The sequence below is a fragment of the Achromobacter deleyi genome (genome assembly GCF_013116765.2).
In the GTDB taxonomy this organism is placed as follows: Bacteria; Pseudomonadota; Gammaproteobacteria; order Burkholderiales; family Burkholderiaceae_B; genus Achromobacter; species Achromobacter deleyi_A.
Window position 1 is genome coordinate 3,809,367 of sequence record NZ_CP074375.1, and the last position, 19,459, is coordinate 3,828,825.

The window sequence follows — 19,459 nt, forward strand, 5'->3', positions numbered from 1 at the left end:
CCGCCCGCCCCGACGAACCAACAGGAGAGAGCACCGTGAGTCAAAACATTCTTGCCCAATTCATGGCCGAACTGGTTTCCGGACGCATTCGCCTGGTGGACCTGACCGAAACCCTGACGCCGGAATTTCCCACCATCGTGCTGCCGCCGGAGTTCGGCCAGGCATGGCCGTTCCGCATCGAGGAGATTTCGCGCTACGACGAGCGCGGCCCGGCCTGGTACTGGAACAACTTCTCGTGCTCCGAGCACACGGGCACGCACTTCGATGCGCCGGCCCATTGGGTCACGGGCAAGGACCAGCCCGACAATACTGTCGACACGATTCCTGTCGACGCTTTCATCGCCAGCGCCTGCGTGATCGACTGTTCCGCCGAATCCGATGGCAACCCGGACTTTCTCCTGACCATAGACTTCGTGAAGAAGTGGGAGGAACGGCACGGCCGCATCCCCGCGAGGTCCTGGGTGCTGATGCGCACCGACTGGTCCAAGCGCGCCAAGCCCGCCGAGTACCTGAACATGCGGGAAGACGGCGCGCACTCGCCCGGCCCCGACGCCGAGGTCGTGCCCTGGCTGATCAAGGAACGCGACGTGCACGGCTTCGGCACCGAGTCGGTGGGCACCGACGCCGGCCAGGCCCAGCATCTGGATCCGCCCTACCCCTGCCACTACTACATGCATGGCAACAACCGCTACGGTCTGCAATGCCTGACCAATCTGGACCAGCTGCCGGCCACGGGTGCGGTGATCTTTTCGGCGCCGCTGAAGATCCGCAGCGGCTCGGGCAGCCCTTTGCGCGTGCTGGCGCTGGCGCCCAAGGACTGATCCGGCGCGGCCGATACCAAGAAAACAGGGGAAACCATGACACAGAACAATGTTGCCATCGTCACCGGCGGCAGCGCCGGAATCGGCGCGGAGATCTGCCGCAGCATGCTGGACGCAGGCTATGAAGTGATCTCGATGGCGCGGCGCGCGGCCGACTTCGCCCACCCGCGCCTGCACAACATCCAGGTCGACCTGCTGGATGCCGACGCCACCGCGCAGGCCGGCGCCGAGGTCGCCGCGAAATTTCCGGTCAGCCACGTTATCCACAACGCGGGCGTGATCTGGCCCAACCTGCTGCCGCAGGTCACGCAGGAAGAGCTGCACGGCCTGACCCAGATCCATCTGGGCGCGGCCATCAGCCTGGTGCAGGCCGCCCTGCCCGGCATGCAGGAACGCAAGTTCGGCCGCATCGTCATGATGTCCTCGCGCGGCGCGCTGGGCCTGCCCACCCGCACCGCGTACTCGGCGACCAAGGCCGGCATGGTCGGCATGGCGCGCACCTGGTCGCTGGAGCTGGCGCCTTACGGCATCACGGTCAACGTGGTGGCGCCCGGCCCGATCCAGACGGACATGTTCTACGAAGTGATCGAACCCGGCAGCGAACGCGAGCGGCAGCTGGCCAACGGCATCCCGGTCAAGCGCCTCGGCCGTTCGGACGATGTGGCGCGCGCCGTCATGTTCTTCGCGGATCCGGCCAACAGCTTCGTCACCGGGCAGACATTGTTTGTCTGCGGCGGCGCCAGCGTCAGTTCCATCACCATCTGATCGCGTATTCCAACAGTCCGATTCGGGTTTTGACGGATAGGTAAGCACGGGGACCGCGTCTACAGTGCTGATCCTTGCCTGTTGGAAGTTTTAAGCAAAAAGTAATTCCCGCTGTTCGTGTTTTCTCCGTTTTCCAGCCGCACTCCCACTCTGCTCCCTATCCGGAGGTTTTGCCATGCTGTCGAAGAAACTCCCCCTGGCCGCTGCCGCCGCTGTCGCCGCCCTGTTCGCCCTGCCCGCCCTGGCGCAAGTCAAGGTCGGCGTCGTCACCTCGTCCACCGGCCCCACCGCGCTGGTCGGGATTCCGCAAAAGAACTCGGTGCCCCTCCTGCCCAAGAAGATCGGCGACCTGACCGTGGAATACATCTCGCTGGATGACGCCAGCGACTCCACCAACTCGGTCACGGCCTTCAAGAAGCTGATCTCGGAACAGAACGTGGACGCGCTGATCGGCCCGTCGGGCTCGCCCAATGCCATGGGCGTGATCCAGTTCGCGGCCGAAGCCGGCGTGCCCATGCTGGCGCCGGTGGGGACCGCCGCGGTCGTGCTGCCGATGAACGACCAGAAGAAATGGGTGTTCAAGACCACCCAGAACGACGACATCATCGCGCGCGCGCTGGTGGACCACATGGCCAGGACCGGCATCAAGACGGTCGGCTTCATCGGCCTGAACGATCCCTATGGCGAGAACTGGTACAAGGTCTTCTCCGGCCTGGCTGCGGAAAAGGGCATCAAGATCGCCGCCAACGAACGCTACCTGCGCTTCGACAGCTCCGTCACCGGCCAGGCCTTGAAGATCCTGGCCGCCAAGCCGGACGCCGTGCTGGTGGCCGCCCCCGGCGCCGCCAGCGTGCTGCCGCAGACGACGCTTTTCGATCAGGGCTACAAGGGCAAGTTCTACCAGACCCATGGCGCCGCGCTTCCCGACTTCCTGAAGCTGGGCGGCAAGAAGGTCGAAGGCACGGTGCTGGCCGCCAGCCTGATGCTGGTGCTGCCCGAAATGCCGGACAGCAACCCGTCCAAGAAGGTCGCGACCGACTACATCGCCGCCTATGAAAAGCTCAACGGTTCCAAGCCCGCCACGTTCGGCGCCAACGTCTACGACGCCGGGCTGCTGCTGGAGAAAGCCGTGCCGCTGGCGGAAAAGGCTGGCAAGCCCGGCACCAAGGAGTTCCGCAGCGCCTTGCGCGATGCGCTGGAACAGACCAAGGAGCTGGTGGGCACGCAGGGCGTCTACAACATGAGCGCCGCCGACCACAGCGGTTTTGACGACCGCGGCCGCGAGCTCATCACCGTGAAGGACGGCAACTGGACCCTGGTCAAGTAATGCCTCTGGCGCGGCGCGGGCGGCCCTGACCCCCGCGCCGCGCGGGACCGCCACGCTGGCCGTCCCTGCTAGTCCCGTTCTTGTCGGAAATTCGCATGAATGCTCAGATTGCCTTGATTCTCGGGCAGGACGGCATCACCAATGGCGCCATCTACGCGCTCCTGGCGTTGTCCATCCTGCTGGTCTTTACCGTCACCCGCGTGCTGTTCATTCCGCAGGGCGAATTCGTCGCCTTCGGCGCGCTGACCATGGCGGCCATCCAGGCCGGCAAGCCCGTGCTGCTGGTTTGGCTGCTGCTCGCCTTCGCGCTGGCCGAAGTCGCCGCCGACCTGCTGGCGCGCCGCAAGCGGCCGGGCCGCAACCCCGGCCTGTGGCGACTGGCTGCCAAGGTGGTCTATCCGCTGGCGCTGGCGGGGCTGTTCTACCGCTTGCCGCTGGCGCAATTGCCCATGGCCGCGCAGGCGCTGCTGACGCTGCTGCTGGTCGTGCCGATGGGGCCGCAGCTGTACCGTCTGTTCTACCAGCCCATCGCGTCGGCCTCGACGCTGGTGCTCTTGATCGTATCCATCGCGGTCCACCTGGCGCTGGTCGGCCTGGGTCTGCTGGCCTTCGGCGCGGAAGGCGCGCGCACCGCGCCGTTCAGCGACGCCAGCCTGGCGCTGGGGCCCATCAACATCAACAGCCAGGCGCTGTGGGTGGTGGCGGTGTCGGCGCTGCTCATCATCGTGCTCTATCAGTTCTTCGAGCGCTCCATGTACGGCAAGGCCTTGCGCGCCGCCGCCTTCAACCGGCTGGGCGCGCGCCTGATGGGCATATCCCCCATCTTCGCGGGCAAGGCCACGTTCTTCCTGGCCGCGCTCATCGGCACGGTGTCGGGCATTCTCGTCGCGCCCATTACCACCATGTATTTCGATTCCGGCTTCATGGTCAGCCTGAAGGGCTTCGTGGGCGCCATCATCGGCGGCCTGGTGAGCTATCCGCTGGCCGCGGCCGGCGCCATCCTGGTGGGCCTGATCGAGGCCTTCTCCTCGTTCTGGGCCAGCGCCTACAAAGAAATCATCGTGTTCACGCTGATCATCCCCGTGCTGCTCTGGCGTTCACTGAAAAGCCATCACGTCGAGGAAGAAGACGAATGACCCCGCGCCACATCCTCCTCGCGTTCCTGGCCCTGCTGGCGCTCGGGCCCCTGGTCCTGCCGCCGTTCTACGTGACGCTGCTGAACTATATCGGCCTGTACGCCCTGGTGGCGCTGGGCCTGGTGCTGCTGACCGGAGTCGGCGGCCTCACCAGCTTCGGGCAGGCCGCTTTCGTGGGCGTGGGCGCCTACACCACGGCGCTGCTCACCACCCGCGCCGATGTCCTGCCTTCCTGGCTGGCCTGGCTGGGGGCATCGCCCTGGCTGACCCTGCTGGCCGGCCTGGCGCTGACGCTGGCGCTTGCCTATCTGCTGGGCGCGATCACGCTGAAGCTGTCCGGCCACTTCCTGCCGCTGGGCACCATCGCCTGGGGCCTGTCGCTGTACTTCGTCTTCGGCTCCGTCGAGGGCCTGGGCGGCCACACCGGCATACCGGACATCCCCGCCATCAATCTGTTCGGCTGGTCGCTCAACCAGGGCGGCAATATCTACTACCTGATCTGGGCGTTCCTGCTGATCGCGGTCTGGTCCACGCAGAACCTGCTGGACTCGCGCGAAGGCCGCGCGATCCGCGCGCTCAAGGGCGGCCGCGTGATGGCGGAATCGATGGGCGTGGACACGGCCCGTTCGCGCATGGTGATCTTCGTGATCGCGGCCTTGCAGGCCTGCGCGTCCGGCTGGCTGTACGCGCACATGCAGCGATTTGTGAATCCCAACCCCTTCGGCCTGCAGATGGGCATCGAGTACCTCTTCATGACCGTCATCGGCGGCGCCGGGCAGGTTTGGGGCGCGCTGGTCGGCGCGGGCGTCTTCACGGTGCTCAAGCAATGGCTGCAGGACCTCCTGCCCAAGGTGCTGGGCCAGACCGGCAACTTTGAAGTCATCGTCTTCGGGTTCGGCATGGTGCTGCTGCTGCACCGCGCCCGCAGCGGCCTGTGGCCGGTGCTGACGCGATGGATTCCGGTCAGGAAGCAGGCGCGCAAGCTGGACATGTCGGCCGAACCGCTGCCCAGAAAGCCCATGCCGCCGCGTGGCGAGGTGGTGCTGAAGGCCGTGGACGTGACCCGCAAGTTCGGCGGCCTGGTCGCCAACAACGCCATGAACCTGGAAATCCACGCTGGTGAAATCCTGGCGCTGATCGGTCCCAACGGCGCCGGCAAGAGCACGATGTTCAACCAGATATCCGGCGTGGACACGCCCACCTCGGGCCAGGTGACGCTGCTGGGCCAGCCGGTGGCCGGCGTCGGCGCGCGCAAGATTGCCCGGCTGGGCCTGTCGCGCACCTTCCAGCACGTGCGCCTGCTGGGCCGCATGAGCGTGCTGGAAAACGTGGCCATCGGCGCGCACCTGCGCGGGCACCGCGGCGTGCTGCCGGCCGCCTGGCGGCTGGATCGTCCGGAAGAAGCGCGCCTGCTGGCCGAGGCCGCGCGCCAGGTCGAACGCGTGGGCCTGGGCAAGCATCTGCACGACGAAGCGGGGTCGCTCGCGTTGGGCCAGCAGCGCATTCTGGAAATCGCGCGCGCGCTGGCGTCCGATCCCTGCATCCTGCTGCTGGACGAACCGGCGGCCGGGCTGCGCTACCAGGAAAAATGCGAACTGGCCGAACTGCTGAAAAAGCTGCGCGCCGAAGGCATGGCCATCCTGCTGGTCGAACACGACATGGACTTTGTGATGGGCCTGGTGGACCGCGTGGTGGTCATGGATTTCGGCGAGAAGATCGCGGAAGGCCTGCCGGCCGAGATTCAGCAAAACCCCGCGGTGCTTGAAGCCTATCTGGGCGGAGTGGAATAGATGAGCGCAAAACTGCTGGAAGTGCGCGACCTGCGCGTGGCCTACGACAAGGTCGAAGCCATCTCGGGGATCAGCGTGGCGGTGGGCGAAGGCCAGATCGTCACCGTGATCGGACCCAACGGCGCCGGCAAGACGACCCTGCTGTCGGCCATCATGGGCGTGCTGCCTTCGCGTGGCGAGATTGTCTTTGGCGGCCGCGCGCAGGAACATGCCGAGATCGAGGAAATGGTGGCGGCGGGCATGAACCTTGTGCCCGAGAAGCGCGAGCTGTTCGCCGAAATGACGGTGGAGGACAACCTGATGCTGGGCGCCTTCCACCGCTTTCGGCGCGGCCTGCGCGATCAGGACCAGACGCTGGCCGAAGTCTATGAACTGTTCCCGCGGCTGAAGGAACGCCGCGCCCAGTTGGCCGGCACGCTGTCCGGCGGCGAACGCCAGATGCTGGCGGTGGGCCGCGCGCTGATGGCCAAGCCTCGCCTGCTGATGCTGGACGAACCCAGCCTGGGCCTGGCGCCGCGCATCGTGCGCGAGGTGTTCCGCATCGTCGCGCGCCTGCGGGAAATGGGCGTTTCCATCCTGCTGATCGAACAGAACGCGCGCGCGGCGCTGCAGGTGGCCGACTACGCCTACGTGCTGGAAACCGGCGCCGTCACGCTTGAGGGCCCGGCCGCCCAGGTGGCGCAGGACCCGCGCGTGGTCGAGGTGTATCTGGGACTGGGGCACGCGGCGGCGGCGCCCGCCGCGGGCTAGTGGGCGCGTGGCCCTAGGCCACGCCGCGCCGCCTGTCGCGGCGGTACAGGGCGTAGCCCAGCGGCCACATCGCGGCCACGATGAAAGTCGCCACGGGGTTGGTCAGCCTGTAGGCCTGCACGGCCGTCGGCACGCCGGAGTGCTTCAGGTGCAGGCGAAAGCGCGTGTAGCGCGCGGCCGCCATGATGAACTCGCGGGGCCGGTAGCGGAAGAATTCCAGGTGATGCTGCAGCATGTCCCAGGCCAGGAGATACAGGCCCTGGGCATTGTTGGCGACAGACACCGCGCCCTGGCTCAAGCCGCCCGGCGTATCGTGATACGTGCGCACGACCCGGTTGATGAAGCGGCTGAGGTAGCCGGCGCGGGCCACCGCCCACCAGACCAGGCTCTCCGGCACGAAGCCCGCGACGTCCTCGGGAAACGGATATTTCCGCAGGACATCGGTGCGCATACAGCCGAATTTCTCGCCCTTGATGCGATAGCGGAAATAGACGTCCACCGCCGTGCTGTCGAACACGTCCTGCGGATAGCGGTCGCCCACGATGGTGCCGTCGGGCCGCGCGCACAGTCCGGTCACGGCGACATAGGCGTCGCGCCGCGCGGGCGGAATGGAGTCCCAGGCATTCTTGAACGTGGCCAGCGCGTCCGGCGGCATCTCGTCGTCGCTGTCCAGGGCCACGATCATCTGGCCGCGCGCCTCCCGCACCCCGCGGTTGAACGCCGTCTTCTTGTGCTGGTTGTTCTGCCAGACGTAGCGGATGGGAAAATCGGCGCGCGCCTGCCAGCCCAGGATGGATTCGTGGGTATTGTCGGTGGAGCCATCGTCCACCACCACCCATTCGAAATCCCTGAATGTCTGCCGGGATAGCGATTCATATACCCGGTGCAGCGTGCCTGCCCGGTTGTAGGTGGGCGTGAGAACAGTAAAGAAAATCGGTGTATCGGTCATGCCTACTATGCCCCTTTGCGATCTCCGAGGAACCGCTGCGGTCTTGGTTCTTATGTTTTCGCCTGCAGTGTAGGGGATATGCCTGCATGAACCGATGCCATGGAATTTGAATTTGCAATCAAATCTGACAATCGGTGCGCTGTTCAAGCGCTATCCCATGCATGCGAGCATTGGGCGGCGCGCCGTAGTGGCGTAAACTCGGGCGGCCAAATTCGGAACGCCTATGGAAGCCTCGCCCGTCCAGCTCAATGACATTGCCTTGTTCGTGGAGGTTGCCAAGCGCAAGAGCTTCAGCCAGGCGGCTCGCGCGCTGGACATGCCGACGTCGACGCTCTCGCGCCGGATCAACGAACTGGAGCGCGCCATCGGGCTGCGGCTGATCAACCGCAACACCCGCCGGCTCGACCTGACGGAAGCGGGCGCGGCCTATATGCGCCGCTGCCAGGGCCTGATCGACGAGGCCCGGCTGGCGCACGAACAGCTGCTGTCGCTGTCGGGCGGCCCTTCCGGCAATCTGCGGGTCTCCATGCCGTACAGCCTGGCGATCTGGCTGCTGCCCGAAACCATCAACGACTTCACCGAGCGCTACCCGGAAGTGGAGTGCGAGTTCGACCTGAGCATGATGACCGCGTCCGATGCGCAAGGCACGCCATTCGACGTGGTGTTGCGCTTCGGCCGCGAAGCCGACTATCCCTCGGCCACCTCGGACAACGGCAACGGCTCCCCCATCCCTTCCATTGATGGCGCGGTGGTGCAGGAGCTGGTCTCGCTGGACAGCTACCTGTATGCGTCCGATCGCTATCTGGAACGCTACGGCGAGCCCCGGACACCCGGCGATCTCACCCAGCACCAGTGCCTGCGCACAACCATCGACGAGGCCCATTCGCACTGGACGCTGTACCAGGGCACGGTCTCGGAACGCATTCCCGTCCGGGGGCATCTGGCCGCCAACAACATGAGCATCGCGGGCACGCTGGCCGGCCTTGACCTGGCCATCACGCGCATGCCGCATTGCCAGGCCCTGGACCCTATCATCAAGCGCAATTCGCTCAGGCGCGTACTGCCGGGCTGGTCGGTAGACCCGATTTCGATCTATGTGGTGTATCCGTCGAGCATCCAGCCGGCCAAGACGCGGGCCTTCATGGATTTCATCCGCCCCAAGCTCGGCCCGGCGCTCACGTAGGCCAACGCCAGAAAGCCGACGCAAAAAAACCCGCAAGGCGCAAGCCAGCGGGTTTTTTTCAGATCGGGCCGGGCTGCTCTGCTTGGATCGGGTTGGACCCAGTCAGACTCGCCGGCCAGACGCGTCGATTAGACGCGCTTGATCTTTTCCAGCATCTTGAATACACCCTTGGGCGACTTGACGAACAAGCGCTTGAAGGCCTTGCCCAGGCAACGGCGTTCCAGGGTGTTACGACGCACGCGTTTGCGTTCAGCCATGTTGATTCTCCTGTTGAATTTGCGGAAAGTGGCCCGCACAACCGGAAATAGGGCTGGCGGAAAATTCGGGTAACTTGGCATTTTAGCCTGAAATCCACGAGCCGCGCCAACGGCCGGAATTTGCGAGGCGGCAGTGCCTGCCCGAGGTGCCCGCGAAAAAATACGGGACAGGTCAAACCGGTGTCGCCCCCGGCCCGCAGCCACGCCGCGCCCCGGGGCGATCCGCAGGGTCAGGCGCCCGTATCCTTCAGGCGCTCCCAGACCTGTTCGGCCCGCGGCAGCGGATTGACCGCGCCGTAGCCCAAGGTGGACAGCGCCGCCGCCGCATTGGCGTAGCGCACCGCATCTTCCCAGGAATCGCCCTGGCAGCGGCGGGCCAGCAGGCTGCCTGCAAAGCAGTCGCCCGCGCCAGTGGCGTCCACGGCATCCACGCGCAAGGCGGCCACCGGCGTGCGGTCGCGGCCATCGTCGATGATGGATCCGTCCTTGCCCAGCTTCAGCACCACCACGCCGGCCGCGCCGCCGTCCCGGATCCAGTCCAGCGTGCGCTCGGGATCGTCGTTGCCGGTGAGGTGCTGCATGTCGTCCATGCTGGGCAGGAACAGATCGGCCGCGCGCATCGCTTCGCGCAGGACGGCGCGGGCACGGTCGACCGGCCACAGGCGCAGCCGCAGGTTCGAATCCAGGCTGACCTGCGCGCCGGCCGCATGCGCGCGCTCGATGGCGGCAAAGACCGTGTCGCAGGCGCTGGTGCTGATGGCCATGCTGATGCCCGACACATGCAGGAAGCGGGCGCGTTCGATCACGCCGCCCTGCAGGCTGGCCGGCGTCATCAGGCTGGCCGCGGAGCCGCGGCGCAGATAGCTGAAGGCGTGGCCGTCCGGGCCGTGCTGCACGAAGTACAGGCCGGTATGAGCGTCGTCGTCCACCTGCACGCCGGACGTATCCACGCCTTCGGCGTTCCACAGATCCAGGAACTGCTTGCCGAAGGCATCGTTGCCCACCCGGGTCAGGTAGGCGCAGCGCGCGCCCTGGCGCGCCGCGGCGATGACCGCGTTGGACGTGTCGCCGCCAAACCCCTGCAGGTATTGCAGCTGGTCCTTGTGGGTCTGGTTCAGTTCAACCAGCGGTTCGCCCAGCGCGACGATATCGAAGTCAGCCATGGGCGGCCTCGCGGGTGCGGGTGATCTGCGCCACCAGCGCGGCGGTGTCGCGCGCGGCGAAGGCGGCCTTGTCGTACAGGTTGCTGCCTATGCCCACCAGGCCGGCGCCGGCGGCAAAGTACGCACCCATATTGTCCTGGGTGATGCCGCCCGTGGGGCAGAAGATCGTATCGGGGTAGACGGACTTCAACGCGGCCAGGTGCTTGGGGCCGCCAGTGTCCGCGGGGAACACCTTCACCACATCCACGCCCGCGCGGCGGGCCGCCAGCACTTCGGTGGGGGTGAAAGCGCCCAGGAGGCACAGGGCGTCGGCGGCGTGCGCCATGTCGACGATGTCGGTGGCCAGCGCCGGCGACACCAGGAAGTCCGCGCCCGCCACCAGCGCTTCGCGCGCCTGGGTTTCGTCGAGCACGGTGCCCACGCCCAGCAGCAGGCCGGCGCCGTGCTTGTCGCGCAGCGCGCGCACCAGGTCGGTCACGCCCGGAATGGTCCAGGTGAGTTCCAGCGTCGTGCAGCCGGCGGCGACGGCGACTTCGGCGGCGTAGGCCGCGGTGGCCGCGTCCGTGTAGCGCAACACGGGGACGACCCGGGCGGCCAGCAGGGCGGCAAGCTTGGAGGCGATGGGAGCAGCGGATGCGGTCATGGAGTTCCTCTGGAGCTGACTGTCACGCGCCGCCGGACGATACCGGCAGGACGGCGAGTTTGGCCGCGGCGGCGTCGCGCAGCCGCAGCAAGGGTTCGATATAGGCGGCTTGCGGGTCGTCGCGCCGCCGGAACAGCAGCGTGCTGACGCTGACGCCGGCGACGGGCCGGCCGGCCGCGTCGCGCAGCGCCACGCCGTAGCAGACGATGCCGGGTTCATTTTCCTCGTTGTCCATGGCGTATCCGCGCGCGGCTGCCTCGCCCAGCGCCGCGCGCAGCGCGGGCAGGCTGGTCACCGTGGACGGCATGCGCGCGGCCAGAGGCAGATCACGCAGCAGCCGCTCCCGCGCGGCCTCGTCCAGCGCCGCCAGGTAGGCCTTGCCGACCGCGCTTGAGTGCAGCGCCACGGACGACCCCACGCGCGACACCATGCGCACCGGGCCGGGGCTTTCCAGCTTGTCGATGTAGATCATCTCGTGCCCGGCGGGGACCGCCAGGTGCACGGTTTCGCCGGTCGCGTCGCGCAAAGCCTGCAGCTCGGGCGCCAATGCGGCCCGCAGGTCGAACTGCGACCAGGCCCGGCTGGCCAGGGACATCAGGCGCGTGCCCAGGCGGTAGACGCCGCCGGTCTCGCCGACCATGCCCTGTTCGGCCAGGGCGGCGATGATCCGGTAGACGGTGGGACGGGGATAGCCGCAGGTGCGCGCCAGCGTTGCCGCCGTGGGCGGATGCGGGGCATCGGCCACCGCCTGCAGCACCGTCATGAATTTCGCGAACGCCGCGGCGCCCGCGACCTTGGTTTCCGACAAGAACGTCCCCAAATAATGGCGATTGGCCATTAGCAATGGATAAGCAGATGCACAACGCAAACAGCGCGATTTTCAGTCGAATCTGCGATACTGTTTATTTGTACAGCTAATGAAGCAGGATTTGTCCATATTATGGACTACTGCCTCACAATATAGTCAATTATTCCATATCGACGCGCTTGGAACCAGCGATGGGTCGCCGCGCCGGCATGCTCCCTCCCTCAGGCTACGATACCGTCCATGAGCTCCCAAATCCGCATCGTTGGCGCCCGCCAGAACAATCTCAAGAACCTGGACCTGACCATCGCCACCGGCGAACTGGTCGTCGTCACCGGGGTATCCGGGTCCGGCAAAAGTTCGCTGGCCTTCGACACCCTGTACGCCGAGGGGCAGCGGCGCTATGTGGAAACCTTCTCGCCCTATGCGCGCCAGTTCCTGGACCGCATGGACAAGCCGCAGGTGGACCGCATCGAAGGCATCCTGCCGGCCATCGCCATCGACCAGACCAACCCGGTGCGCAGCTCGCGCAGCACGGTCGGCACGATGACCGAGCTCAACGACCACCTGAAACTGCTGTTCGCGCGCGGCGCGCGCCTGTATTGCCGCGGCTGCGGCAAGGTGGTGCGCCGCGATACGCCCGACTCCGTCTACCACTCGCTGGCCGAACGCGCCGCGGTGGCGGGCGATCCGCGACTGGTCGTGACGTTCCCCATCGCCGTGCCGGCGAACTTCACCGAAGAGGAAGTGCGCGGTTTTCTTGAGCAGCAGGGCTACACCCGCGTGCACGCCGAGGAAAACGCCGCGCCCCGCGCCGCCGTGCCGGCCAAGGGCGCCAAGAAGGGCAAGGCCGCGAAGGCCGCCACCGAAGCGCGCCGCATCCTGCACGTGATCCAGGACCGCTTCCGCTTCGCCGGCACCGAGCGCGAACGCGTCATGGAGGCGCTGGACACCGCGCTGCGCATGGGCGCCGGCCACATCGCCGTCTATGTCATGGACGCCGAAGGCGGCAACGCGCACATCTGGAAGTACAGCGACCGCCTGCATTGCGCCGATTGCGACATCGAATACACCGACCCGCTGCCCAGCAGCTTCTCGTTCAATTCGCCGTTGGGCGCCTGCGAGGCCTGCCGCGGTTTCGGCCGCGTGATCGGCATCGATTTCGGCCTGGTCATCCCGGACGAGAAAAAGACCCTGCTGGAAGGCGCCATCAAGCCGTGGACCACGCCGTCCTACAAGGAATGCCAGGACGAGCTGCAAAAGTACGCGCCGCGCGCGGGCGTGCCGCTGGGCGTGCCCTGGAAGGACATGAGCGAAGAGCACAAGCGCTGGGTGCTCTATGGCACGCCCGACTGGAAGGGCGGCAATGACGCCTGGAAGCACCAGTGGTACGGAGTGCAGCGCTTCTTCGACTGGCTGGAAACCAAGGCCTACAAGATGCACGTGCGCGTGCTGCTGTCCAAGTACCGCAGCTACACGCCCTGCCCCACCTGCAACGGCGCGCGCCTGAAACCCGACGCGCTGCTCTGGCGCCTGGGCACCAAGGAAGAGGCCGACACCGTGCTGCCGCCGGAAGACGGCCGCTACAAGCGTTTCATGCCGGCCAGCGCCAGCTGGAGCCGCGAACAGCTCAACGGTCTGGACGGCCTGTCCATCCATGACGTGATGCTGCTGCCCATCGAACGGGTGCGGCGCTTCTTCGACGCGCTGTCGTTCTCCGGCGCGCTGGACGCCGCCACCGACCTGCTCATGACCGAGGTCCGGGCGCGGCTCAAGTTCCTGTGCGACGTGGGCCTGGGCTACCTGACCCTGGACCGCCAGAGCCGCACCCTGTCCGGCGGCGAAGTGCAGCGGATCAACCTGACCACCGCGCTGGGCACCTCGCTGGTGAACACGCTGTTCGTGCTGGACGAGCCGTCCATCGGCCTGCACCCGCGCGACATGCATCGCGTGGTGGAAGTGATGCATCGCCTGCGCAACGCCGGCAACACGCTGGTGGTCGTGGAGCACGATCCGCAAGTCATGGTGGCCGCGGATCGCATCATCGACATCGGCCCCGGCCCCGGCGAACGCGGCGGCCGCATCGTCTTCGACGGCACGCCCGCGCAGCTGCGCGCGGCCCCGACGCTGACGGGCGACTACCTGGGCGGGCGCATGCGCGTGGAAGCGCCGCGGCCGATGCCGGTGGCGGCCAACACGCCGCGCCTGCTGCTGGAAGGCGTCAACGCGCACAACCTGAAGAATGTCTCGATCGAGCTGCCGCTGGGCCGCCTGGTCTGCGTGACCGGCGTGTCCGGCTCGGGCAAGTCCACCCTGGTCCAGGACGTGCTGTTCCCCGCCCTGCTCAAGCAGAAGGGCAAGCCCTCGGAAACGCCCGGCGCCTTCGACCGCCTGCTGGGCGCCGAACAGATCGCCGACGTGGTCATGGTCGACCAGACGCCCATCGGCAAGACCGCCCGCTCCAATCCGGCCAGCTACGTGGGCGCGTTCGACGCCATCCGCAAGCTGTTCGCGCAGGCGCCGCTGGCGCGCGAGCGCGCCTACACGGCGGGCACGTTCAGCTTCAACGGCGGCGACGGGCGCTGCCCGACCTGCGGCGGCACGGGCTTCGAGCACGTGGAAATGCAGTTCCTGTCCGACGTGTACCTGCGCTGCCCGGATTGCGACGGCAAGCGCTTCCGCCCCGAAGTGCTCGAAGTGCGCGTCGAACACCTGGGCAAGAGCGCCTCCATCGATGAAGTGCTGGCCATGACGGTCAGCGAAGCGCTGGACTTCTTCAAGGGCCTGCGCGATGTGCAGACCGGACTCGCGCCGCTGGCCGACGTCGGCCTGGAGTACGTGCGGCTGGGCCAGCCCGTGCCGACGCTGTCGGGCGGCGAGGCCCAGCGGCTCAAGCTTGCCGGCCACCTGGCGGAAGCCGCGCGCAGCGGTATTTCCACCGCCAAGGTCGCCAAGAAAGGCAGCCTGTTCCTGTTCGACGAACCCACTACCGGCCTGCACTTCGACGACGTCGCGCGGCTGATGCGGGCCTTCCGCAAGTTGCTGGCCGCGGGCCACACGCTGCTGGTCATCGAACACAACCTGGACGTGATCCGCGCGGCGGACTGGCTGATCGACCTGGGCCCTGAAGGCGGCGACGCCGGCGGCCTGGTGATCGGCGTGGGCACGCCGCAGGACCTCATGGACAATCCCAAGTCGCACACGGGCGCCGCCCTGCGCGACTACGAAGTCAGCATCCTGCCCGCCGACGTGGTGGTGACCCACGACGCCGACGCGCAGGAAGTCGAGCAGGCCGGCCTGACCGCGCGCATCGCCGAGCCCGGCGCCGCCTATGGCGCGGGCCTGGGCACGCCGCTGCAGTCCATCGTCCGCGAACGCCGCCACGGCAACATGGCGATCGAGATCCGCAACGCGCGCGAGCACAACCTGAAGAACATCAGCGTGGAGATCCCCCACGACAAGTTCACCGTCATCACGGGCGTGTCGGGATCGGGCAAGTCCACGCTGGCCTTTGACATCCTCTTCAACGAAGGCCAGCGCCGCTACCTGGAATCGTTGAACGCATATGCGCGCGCCATCGTGCAGCCGGCCGGCAAGCCGGACGTGGACGCCATCTTCGGCATCCCGCCCACCGTGGCGATCGAACAGCGCACCAGCCGCGGCGGCCGCAAGTCCACCGTGGCCACGATGACGGAAATCCACCATTTCCTGCGCCTGCTCTACGTGAAGCTGGGCACGCAATACTGCCCCGACTGCAACGTGGCGGTTGAACCCCAGAACACGGACCAGATCGTGGCGCGCCTGCTGCGCGACCACAAGGGCGAGCACATCGGCCTCTTGTCCCCGCTGGTCACCGCGCGCAAGGGCTACTACACGGACCTGGCCAAGTGGGCCGGCTCCAAGGGCCATACGCATCTGCGCGTGGACGGCGAGTTCATCCCCGTGGCCCCCTGGCCGCGCCTGGACCGCTACAAGGAACACACCATCGAACTGCCGGTGGCGGACGTGGTGGTGGACCCGGCCAACGAGGCCGACCTGCGCGCGGCCGTCAAGAGCGCGCTGGAAAACGGCCAGGGCGTGATGTCGGTGGTCTGGCCCGTGAACAAGCTGCACGAAGCGCTGAACAGTGAATTGCAGCAACAGCATTTCTCGGTCAAGCGCGCCTGCCCTTCTTGCGGCACGAGCTTCCCCGAACCCGATCCGCGCCTGTTCTCGTACAACTCCAAGCATGGCTGGTGCACGGGTTGCTTCGGCACCGGCCTGCAGCTGCAGGGCTTCGACGAAGAGCAGACCGGCGAGGAAACCGCCTGGAACGCCTGGTACGAAGGCGAGGCCAAGCCCTGCAAGCAATGCGACGGCCAGCGGCTGAACCGCGTTGCCCGCGCGGTGCGCTGGCGCGACAAGTCGATTGCCGAGCTGGCGTCGCTGCCCGTCTCCGACGCGCACACCTTCTTTACCGGACTGGTGGCGCGCGGCCGCGAAGGCGAGATCGCCCGCGACATCCTCACGGAAATCCGCGGCCGCCTGAACTTCATGCAGGAAGTGGGCCTGAACTACCTGGCGCTGGACCGCGCCGCGCCGACCCTGTCGGGCGGCGAGGCGCAGCGCATCCGGCTGGCCGCGCAGCTGGGTTCCAATCTGCAGGGCGTCTGCTATGTGCTGGACGAACCCACCATCGGCCTGCACCCGCGCGACAACCGCATCCTGCTGGACGCGCTGGCGCGCCTGGAGAAGAACGGCAACACGCTGGTGGTGGTGGAACACGACGACGACACCATCCGCCGGGCCTCGCACGTCATCGACATCGGACCGGGCGCCGGCATCCGCGGCGGCCGCGTCGTGGCGCAAGGCACCGTCCAGGACCTGATGGACTCGCCCGAATCCGTCACCGGCCGCTACCTGAAGACGCCGCTTGCGCATCCGCTGCAAGGCCGCCGCCCGGTCGAGGCCGACACGCCCATGATCGAGATCCGCGGCGCGCGCCTGCACAATCTGCGCAGCGTGGACGCCAAGTTCCCGGTAGGCAGGCTGAGCGTCGTCACCGGCGTGTCCGGCTCCGGCAAGTCCACCCTGGCGCGCGAAGTGCTGCTGGACAACCTGACCCAGGCCGTCTCGCAAGGCAAGGCGCCGGGTTGGGCGGGCTGCGAAAGCATCAAGGGCTGGGAAGCCATCGACCGCGTGCTGGAAGTGGACCAGACCCCCATCGGCAAGACGCCGCGTTCCTGCCCCGCCACCTACGTGGGCTTCTGGGACGACGTGCGCAAGCAGTTCGCCGACACCCGCGAAGCCCGCATGCGCGGCTGGACGGCGGCGCGCTTCTCGTTCAATACCGGCGACGGCCGCTGCCCGATCTGCGAAGGCCAGGGCATGCGCACCATCGAGATGAACTTCCTGCCCGACGTGAAAGTGCCGTGCGATGCCTGCAACGGCGCGCGCTTCAACAACGACACCCTCAGCGTGCAGATGCGCGGCAAGAACGCCGGCGAATTGCTGTCCATGGAAGTGGACGACGCAATCGGCTACTTTGCCGCTCACCCCAAGATCCACCGCCCGCTGCAACTGATGCAGGACGTGGGCCTGGGCTATCTGACCCTGGGCCAGCCTTCCCCCACCCTGTCGGGCGGCGAGGCGCAGCGCATCAAGCTGGTGACCGAGTTGTCCAAGGCCCGCCTGACCGACGGCCTGATCAAGACCGGCCGCGCCTCCCGCATCCCGCACACGCTGTACGTGCTGGATGAACCGACCGTGGGCCTGTCGATGGCCGACGTCGAAAAGCTGATCCACGTGCTGCACCGCCTGGTGGAAGCCGGCAACACCGTGGTCGTGATCGAACACAACCTGGACGTCATCGCCGAAGCCGACTGGCTGCTGGACCTGGGCCCCGAAGGCGGCACGGGCGGCGGCCAGCTGGTGGGCGAAGGCTCTCCGGAACACGTGATGACGCTGGCCGACCATTCCCACACCGGCCGGGTCCTGACGGAATTCCTGGCACATCAACAACAGTAGCAAGCATGGATTGTCGTTTTGAAGACCGGCTGGCCGGCCGCGCGTTGCGGCTGGAGGGCTTTTGCGCCCGGATCGAGGCGCGCGCCGCCGCCGAGGTCGCCCCTGCGCTGGCCGCCATCGAGGCGGCGCGGCGGCAAGGCCGCTGGGTGGCCCTGTTGCTGGACTACGAACTGGGCGAATGGCTGCTCCCGGAAGCCGCCCTGGCCCCGCCCGCCGGAGCCTGGCCGCCCCCGCGCGAGGACGGCCGCGCCCGCCTGACCGCGCTGGTGTTCGAGCGCAAGGTGGACGAAGCGCCGTGGAGCGCGCCGGACGCGGACGCTCCGCCCGCGGCCATCAGCCTGCCCGCGCCGCGCATGACCGAGGCCGACTACGTGCGCCAGATCGAGGCCATACGCGCCCTGATCCGTGACGGCGAGCTGTACCAGATCAATTTCACGCAGCCGCTGGACCTGCAGTACCAGGGCGATCCGGCCACGCTCTACCGGCGTATCGCCGCGCGCAATCCGGTCGCGCACGGCGCCTTCATCCAGGACGGCGGGCGCACGGTGCTGTCGTTTTCGCCCGAGCTCTTCGTCCGGCGTGTCGGCCCCCGGCTGACGACCCGGCCCATGAAGGGCACCGCGCCGCGCCACCCCGACCCGGCCGAGGACGAACGCCTGGGCCGCGAACTGCTGGCCAGCGAAAAGAACCGTGCCGAAAACCTGATGATCGTGGATCTGCTGCGCAATGACCTGGGCCGCCTGGCCGAGCCGGGCTCGGTCAAGGTGGACGCCCTGTTCTCGCTGGAGCGCTACCCCACGGTCTGGACCATGACGTCCACCGTGTCGGCCATGGCGCCGGAAGCCTCGCTGGAAGACGTGCTGCGCGCCCTGTTCCCCTGCGGATCTATCACTGGCGCCCCGAAAGTGGCCGCCATGCGCCGCATCCGCCAGATGGAGCCCGCCCCGCGCGGGCTCTACTGCGGCAGTGTCGGCTGGCTTGCCCCGGACGGCGATTTTTCGCTGAACGTCGCGATCCGCACGCTGGTGCTGGACCGGTCCGGCCAGGGCGTCTACAGCGTCGGCGGCGGTATCGTGTATGACTCGGACCCGGCCGAGGAATGGCAGGAATGCCACTGGAAAGCCCGGATACTGCGCGCCTGAGCGCGCAAACCCGGCGAGCGGTAGTAGCATAGAGCGCGGCCCCGCCCGCCATACACCAGGAGAGTCCCATGCAGCCCGAATTGATCGAGACCATCCTGGTGGAAGCCTCAGGCAACGTGCCGCTGCTGGCGCGCCATCTCCATCGCCTGGAAGCCTCGTGCAAGGCGCTGGGCTATGTCTGGGGCGGACGCGACGTCGAAGGCGACATCCTGGTCGCCGTCATGGCGCTGACCACCCCCGGCCCGCACCGCCTGCGCCTGCTCGTCGCGCGCGATGGCAGCCGCCATATCCAGACCGCCGTCCTGCCGCCGCTGCCCGCGCACCAGGAAGTCATGCTGGCGCCCGAGGCCCTGCGTTCGTCGGAACCGCTGCTGCGCTACAAGACCACGCACCGCCCCTGGTACACCAAGACGATCGAATGGCTGCCCGCGCATCCCCACATCTTCGACCTGCTCTACCTGAACGAACGCGGCGAACTCTGCGAAGGCAGCCGCAGCAATGTCTACCTGCGCATGGACAACACCTGGTACACCCCTCCCGTGGACAGCGGCTGCCTGCCCGGCGTGCAGCGGGCCGAATTGCTGGATGCCGGCAAGGTCCGGGAACGCGTCCTGACCCTGGCCGACCTGCACGCCGCCGACGAGATCCGCCTGTCCAACGCGCTGCGCGGCTGGTTCACGGTAACCCTGCGCGAAGCCTGAACCAGCCAGGGCCTGTTGACG

General features: G+C 67.3%; 15 protein-coding genes. 10 read left to right on the forward strand and 5 right to left on the reverse strand.

Annotation, left to right across the window (positions count from 1 at the left end; translation table 11 throughout):
* Nucleotides 1–35: 35 nt before the first annotated feature.
* From HLG70_RS17110 to HLG70_RS17135, 6 genes are all read left to right on the forward strand, one after another.
* Nucleotides 36–821: a cyclase family protein gene (locus tag HLG70_RS17110; protein ID WP_171661793.1), complete on the forward strand. Its 786-nt coding sequence runs from the start codon at nucleotides 36–38 to the stop codon at nucleotides 819–821.
* Between the two features lie 36 nt (nucleotides 822–857).
* A complete protein-coding gene (locus HLG70_RS17115) occupies nucleotides 858–1,586 on the forward strand; it encodes an SDR family NAD(P)-dependent oxidoreductase (RefSeq protein WP_171661792.1) in 729 nt (242 codons plus the stop codon).
* Nucleotides 1,587–1,761: 175 nt separating this feature from the next.
* On the forward strand, nucleotides 1,762–2,913 hold the full coding sequence (locus tag HLG70_RS17120; protein ID WP_171661791.1) for an ABC transporter substrate-binding protein: 1,152 nt from the start codon (nucleotides 1,762–1,764) through the stop codon (nucleotides 2,911–2,913).
* Nucleotides 2,914–3,008: 95 nt separating this feature from the next.
* Complete coding sequence (locus HLG70_RS17125) at nucleotides 3,009–4,049, forward strand: branched-chain amino acid ABC transporter permease (protein WP_171661790.1); 1,041 nt, start codon at nucleotides 3,009–3,011, stop codon at nucleotides 4,047–4,049.
* The gene (locus HLG70_RS17130) at nucleotides 4,046–5,839 is read left to right on the forward strand and encodes a branched-chain amino acid ABC transporter ATP-binding protein/permease (protein WP_171661789.1); all 1,794 of its coding nucleotides are present in this window, start codon (nucleotides 4,046–4,048) and stop codon (nucleotides 5,837–5,839) included. The genes HLG70_RS17125 and HLG70_RS17130 overlap by 4 nt, the downstream gene beginning before the upstream one ends.
* On the forward strand, nucleotides 5,840–6,589 hold the full coding sequence (locus tag HLG70_RS17135) for an ABC transporter ATP-binding protein (RefSeq protein WP_171661788.1): 750 nt from the start codon (nucleotides 5,840–5,842) through the stop codon (nucleotides 6,587–6,589).
* Nucleotides 6,590–6,602: 13 nt separating this feature from the next.
* On the opposite strand, the gene HLG70_RS17140 is transcribed toward HLG70_RS17135, so the two are convergent.
* A complete protein-coding gene (locus HLG70_RS17140) occupies nucleotides 6,603–7,538 on the reverse strand; it encodes a glycosyltransferase family 2 protein (protein WP_171661787.1) in 936 nt (311 codons plus the stop codon).
* A 223-nt stretch (nucleotides 7,539–7,761) separates the two neighbouring features.
* Between HLG70_RS17140 and HLG70_RS17145 the strand changes: the two genes are divergently transcribed.
* Entirely contained in the window at nucleotides 7,762–8,721 is a 960-nt protein-coding gene (locus HLG70_RS17145; RefSeq protein WP_171661786.1) for a LysR family transcriptional regulator, read from the forward strand.
* 128 nt (nucleotides 8,722–8,849) lie between these two features.
* Here HLG70_RS17145 and HLG70_RS29650 read toward each other — a convergent pair whose 3' ends face one another.
* The 4 genes from HLG70_RS29650 to HLG70_RS17160 form a co-directional block, all read right to left on the reverse strand.
* Nucleotides 8,850–8,978: a hypothetical protein gene (locus tag HLG70_RS29650; RefSeq protein ID WP_006226408.1), complete on the reverse strand. Its 129-nt coding sequence runs from the start codon at nucleotides 8,976–8,978 to the stop codon at nucleotides 8,850–8,852.
* A 230-nt stretch (nucleotides 8,979–9,208) separates the two neighbouring features.
* On the reverse strand, nucleotides 9,209–10,141 hold the full coding sequence (locus HLG70_RS17150) for a sugar kinase (RefSeq protein WP_171661785.1): 933 nt from the start codon (nucleotides 10,139–10,141) through the stop codon (nucleotides 9,209–9,211).
* Nucleotides 10,134–10,784 carry a bifunctional 4-hydroxy-2-oxoglutarate aldolase/2-dehydro-3-deoxy-phosphogluconate aldolase gene (locus tag HLG70_RS17155; RefSeq protein ID WP_171661784.1) on the reverse strand — a complete coding sequence of 217 codons (651 nt, stop codon included), beginning with the start codon at nucleotides 10,782–10,784 and terminating at the stop codon, nucleotides 10,134–10,136. Before HLG70_RS17155 ends, HLG70_RS17150 begins: the two co-directional genes overlap by 8 nt.
* A gap of 22 nt (nucleotides 10,785–10,806) precedes the next feature.
* Nucleotides 10,807–11,592 (reverse strand): IclR family transcriptional regulator, encoded by a 786-nt coding sequence (locus tag HLG70_RS17160; protein ID WP_234103115.1) that lies wholly within the window; start codon nucleotides 11,590–11,592, stop codon nucleotides 10,807–10,809.
* 240 nt (nucleotides 11,593–11,832) lie between these two features.
* On the opposite strand from HLG70_RS17160, the gene uvrA reads away from it, so the two are divergent.
* From uvrA to HLG70_RS17175, 3 genes are all read left to right on the forward strand, one after another.
* Nucleotides 11,833–17,595 (forward strand): excinuclease ABC subunit UvrA, encoded by a 5,763-nt coding sequence (uvrA, locus tag HLG70_RS17165; RefSeq protein WP_171661782.1) that lies wholly within the window; start codon nucleotides 11,833–11,835, stop codon nucleotides 17,593–17,595.
* A 5-nt stretch (nucleotides 17,596–17,600) separates the two neighbouring features.
* Complete coding sequence (locus HLG70_RS17170) at nucleotides 17,601–18,737, forward strand: aminodeoxychorismate synthase component I (RefSeq protein ID WP_171661781.1); 1,137 nt, start codon at nucleotides 17,601–17,603, stop codon at nucleotides 18,735–18,737.
* A gap of 68 nt (nucleotides 18,738–18,805) precedes the next feature.
* Nucleotides 18,806–19,438, forward strand: coding sequence for an aminotransferase class IV family protein (locus tag HLG70_RS17175; protein ID WP_171661780.1), 633 nt, complete (start codon nucleotides 18,806–18,808; stop codon nucleotides 19,436–19,438).
* The last annotated feature ends 21 nt before the right edge of the window (nucleotides 19,439–19,459 follow it).

Excerpts from the sequence above, each read along its gene's own strand:
- HLG70_RS17130 (WP_171661789.1), top strand. The coding sequence starts at position 4,046 with ATGACCCCGCGCCACATCCTCCTCGCGTTCCTGGCCCTGCTGGCGCTC.
- HLG70_RS17170 (WP_171661781.1), top strand. The coding sequence starts at position 17,601 with ATGGATTGTCGTTTTGAAGACCGGCTGGCCGGCCGCGCGTTGCGGCTG.
- HLG70_RS17155 (WP_171661784.1), bottom strand. The coding sequence starts at position 10,784 with ATGACCGCATCCGCTGCTCCCATCGCCTCCAAGCTTGCCGCCCTGCTG.
- HLG70_RS17115 (WP_171661792.1), top strand. The coding sequence starts at position 858 with ATGACACAGAACAATGTTGCCATCGTCACCGGCGGCAGCGCCGGAATC.
- HLG70_RS17125 (WP_171661790.1), top strand. The coding sequence starts at position 3,009 with ATGAATGCTCAGATTGCCTTGATTCTCGGGCAGGACGGCATCACCAAT.
- HLG70_RS29650 (WP_006226408.1), bottom strand. The coding sequence starts at position 8,978 with ATGGCTGAACGCAAACGCGTGCGTCGTAACACCCTGGAACGCCGTTGC.
- HLG70_RS17150 (WP_171661785.1), bottom strand. The coding sequence starts at position 10,141 with ATGGCTGACTTCGATATCGTCGCGCTGGGCGAACCGCTGGTTGAACTG.
- HLG70_RS17140 (WP_171661787.1), bottom strand. The coding sequence starts at position 7,538 with ATGACCGATACACCGATTTTCTTTACTGTTCTCACGCCCACCTACAAC.
- HLG70_RS17145 (WP_171661786.1), top strand. The coding sequence starts at position 7,762 with ATGGAAGCCTCGCCCGTCCAGCTCAATGACATTGCCTTGTTCGTGGAG.
- HLG70_RS17135 (WP_171661788.1), top strand. The coding sequence starts at position 5,840 with ATGAGCGCAAAACTGCTGGAAGTGCGCGACCTGCGCGTGGCCTACGAC.
- HLG70_RS17175 (WP_171661780.1), top strand. The coding sequence starts at position 18,806 with ATGCAGCCCGAATTGATCGAGACCATCCTGGTGGAAGCCTCAGGCAAC.
- uvrA (WP_171661782.1), top strand. The coding sequence starts at position 11,833 with ATGAGCTCCCAAATCCGCATCGTTGGCGCCCGCCAGAACAATCTCAAG.
- HLG70_RS17120 (WP_171661791.1), top strand. The coding sequence starts at position 1,762 with ATGCTGTCGAAGAAACTCCCCCTGGCCGCTGCCGCCGCTGTCGCCGCC.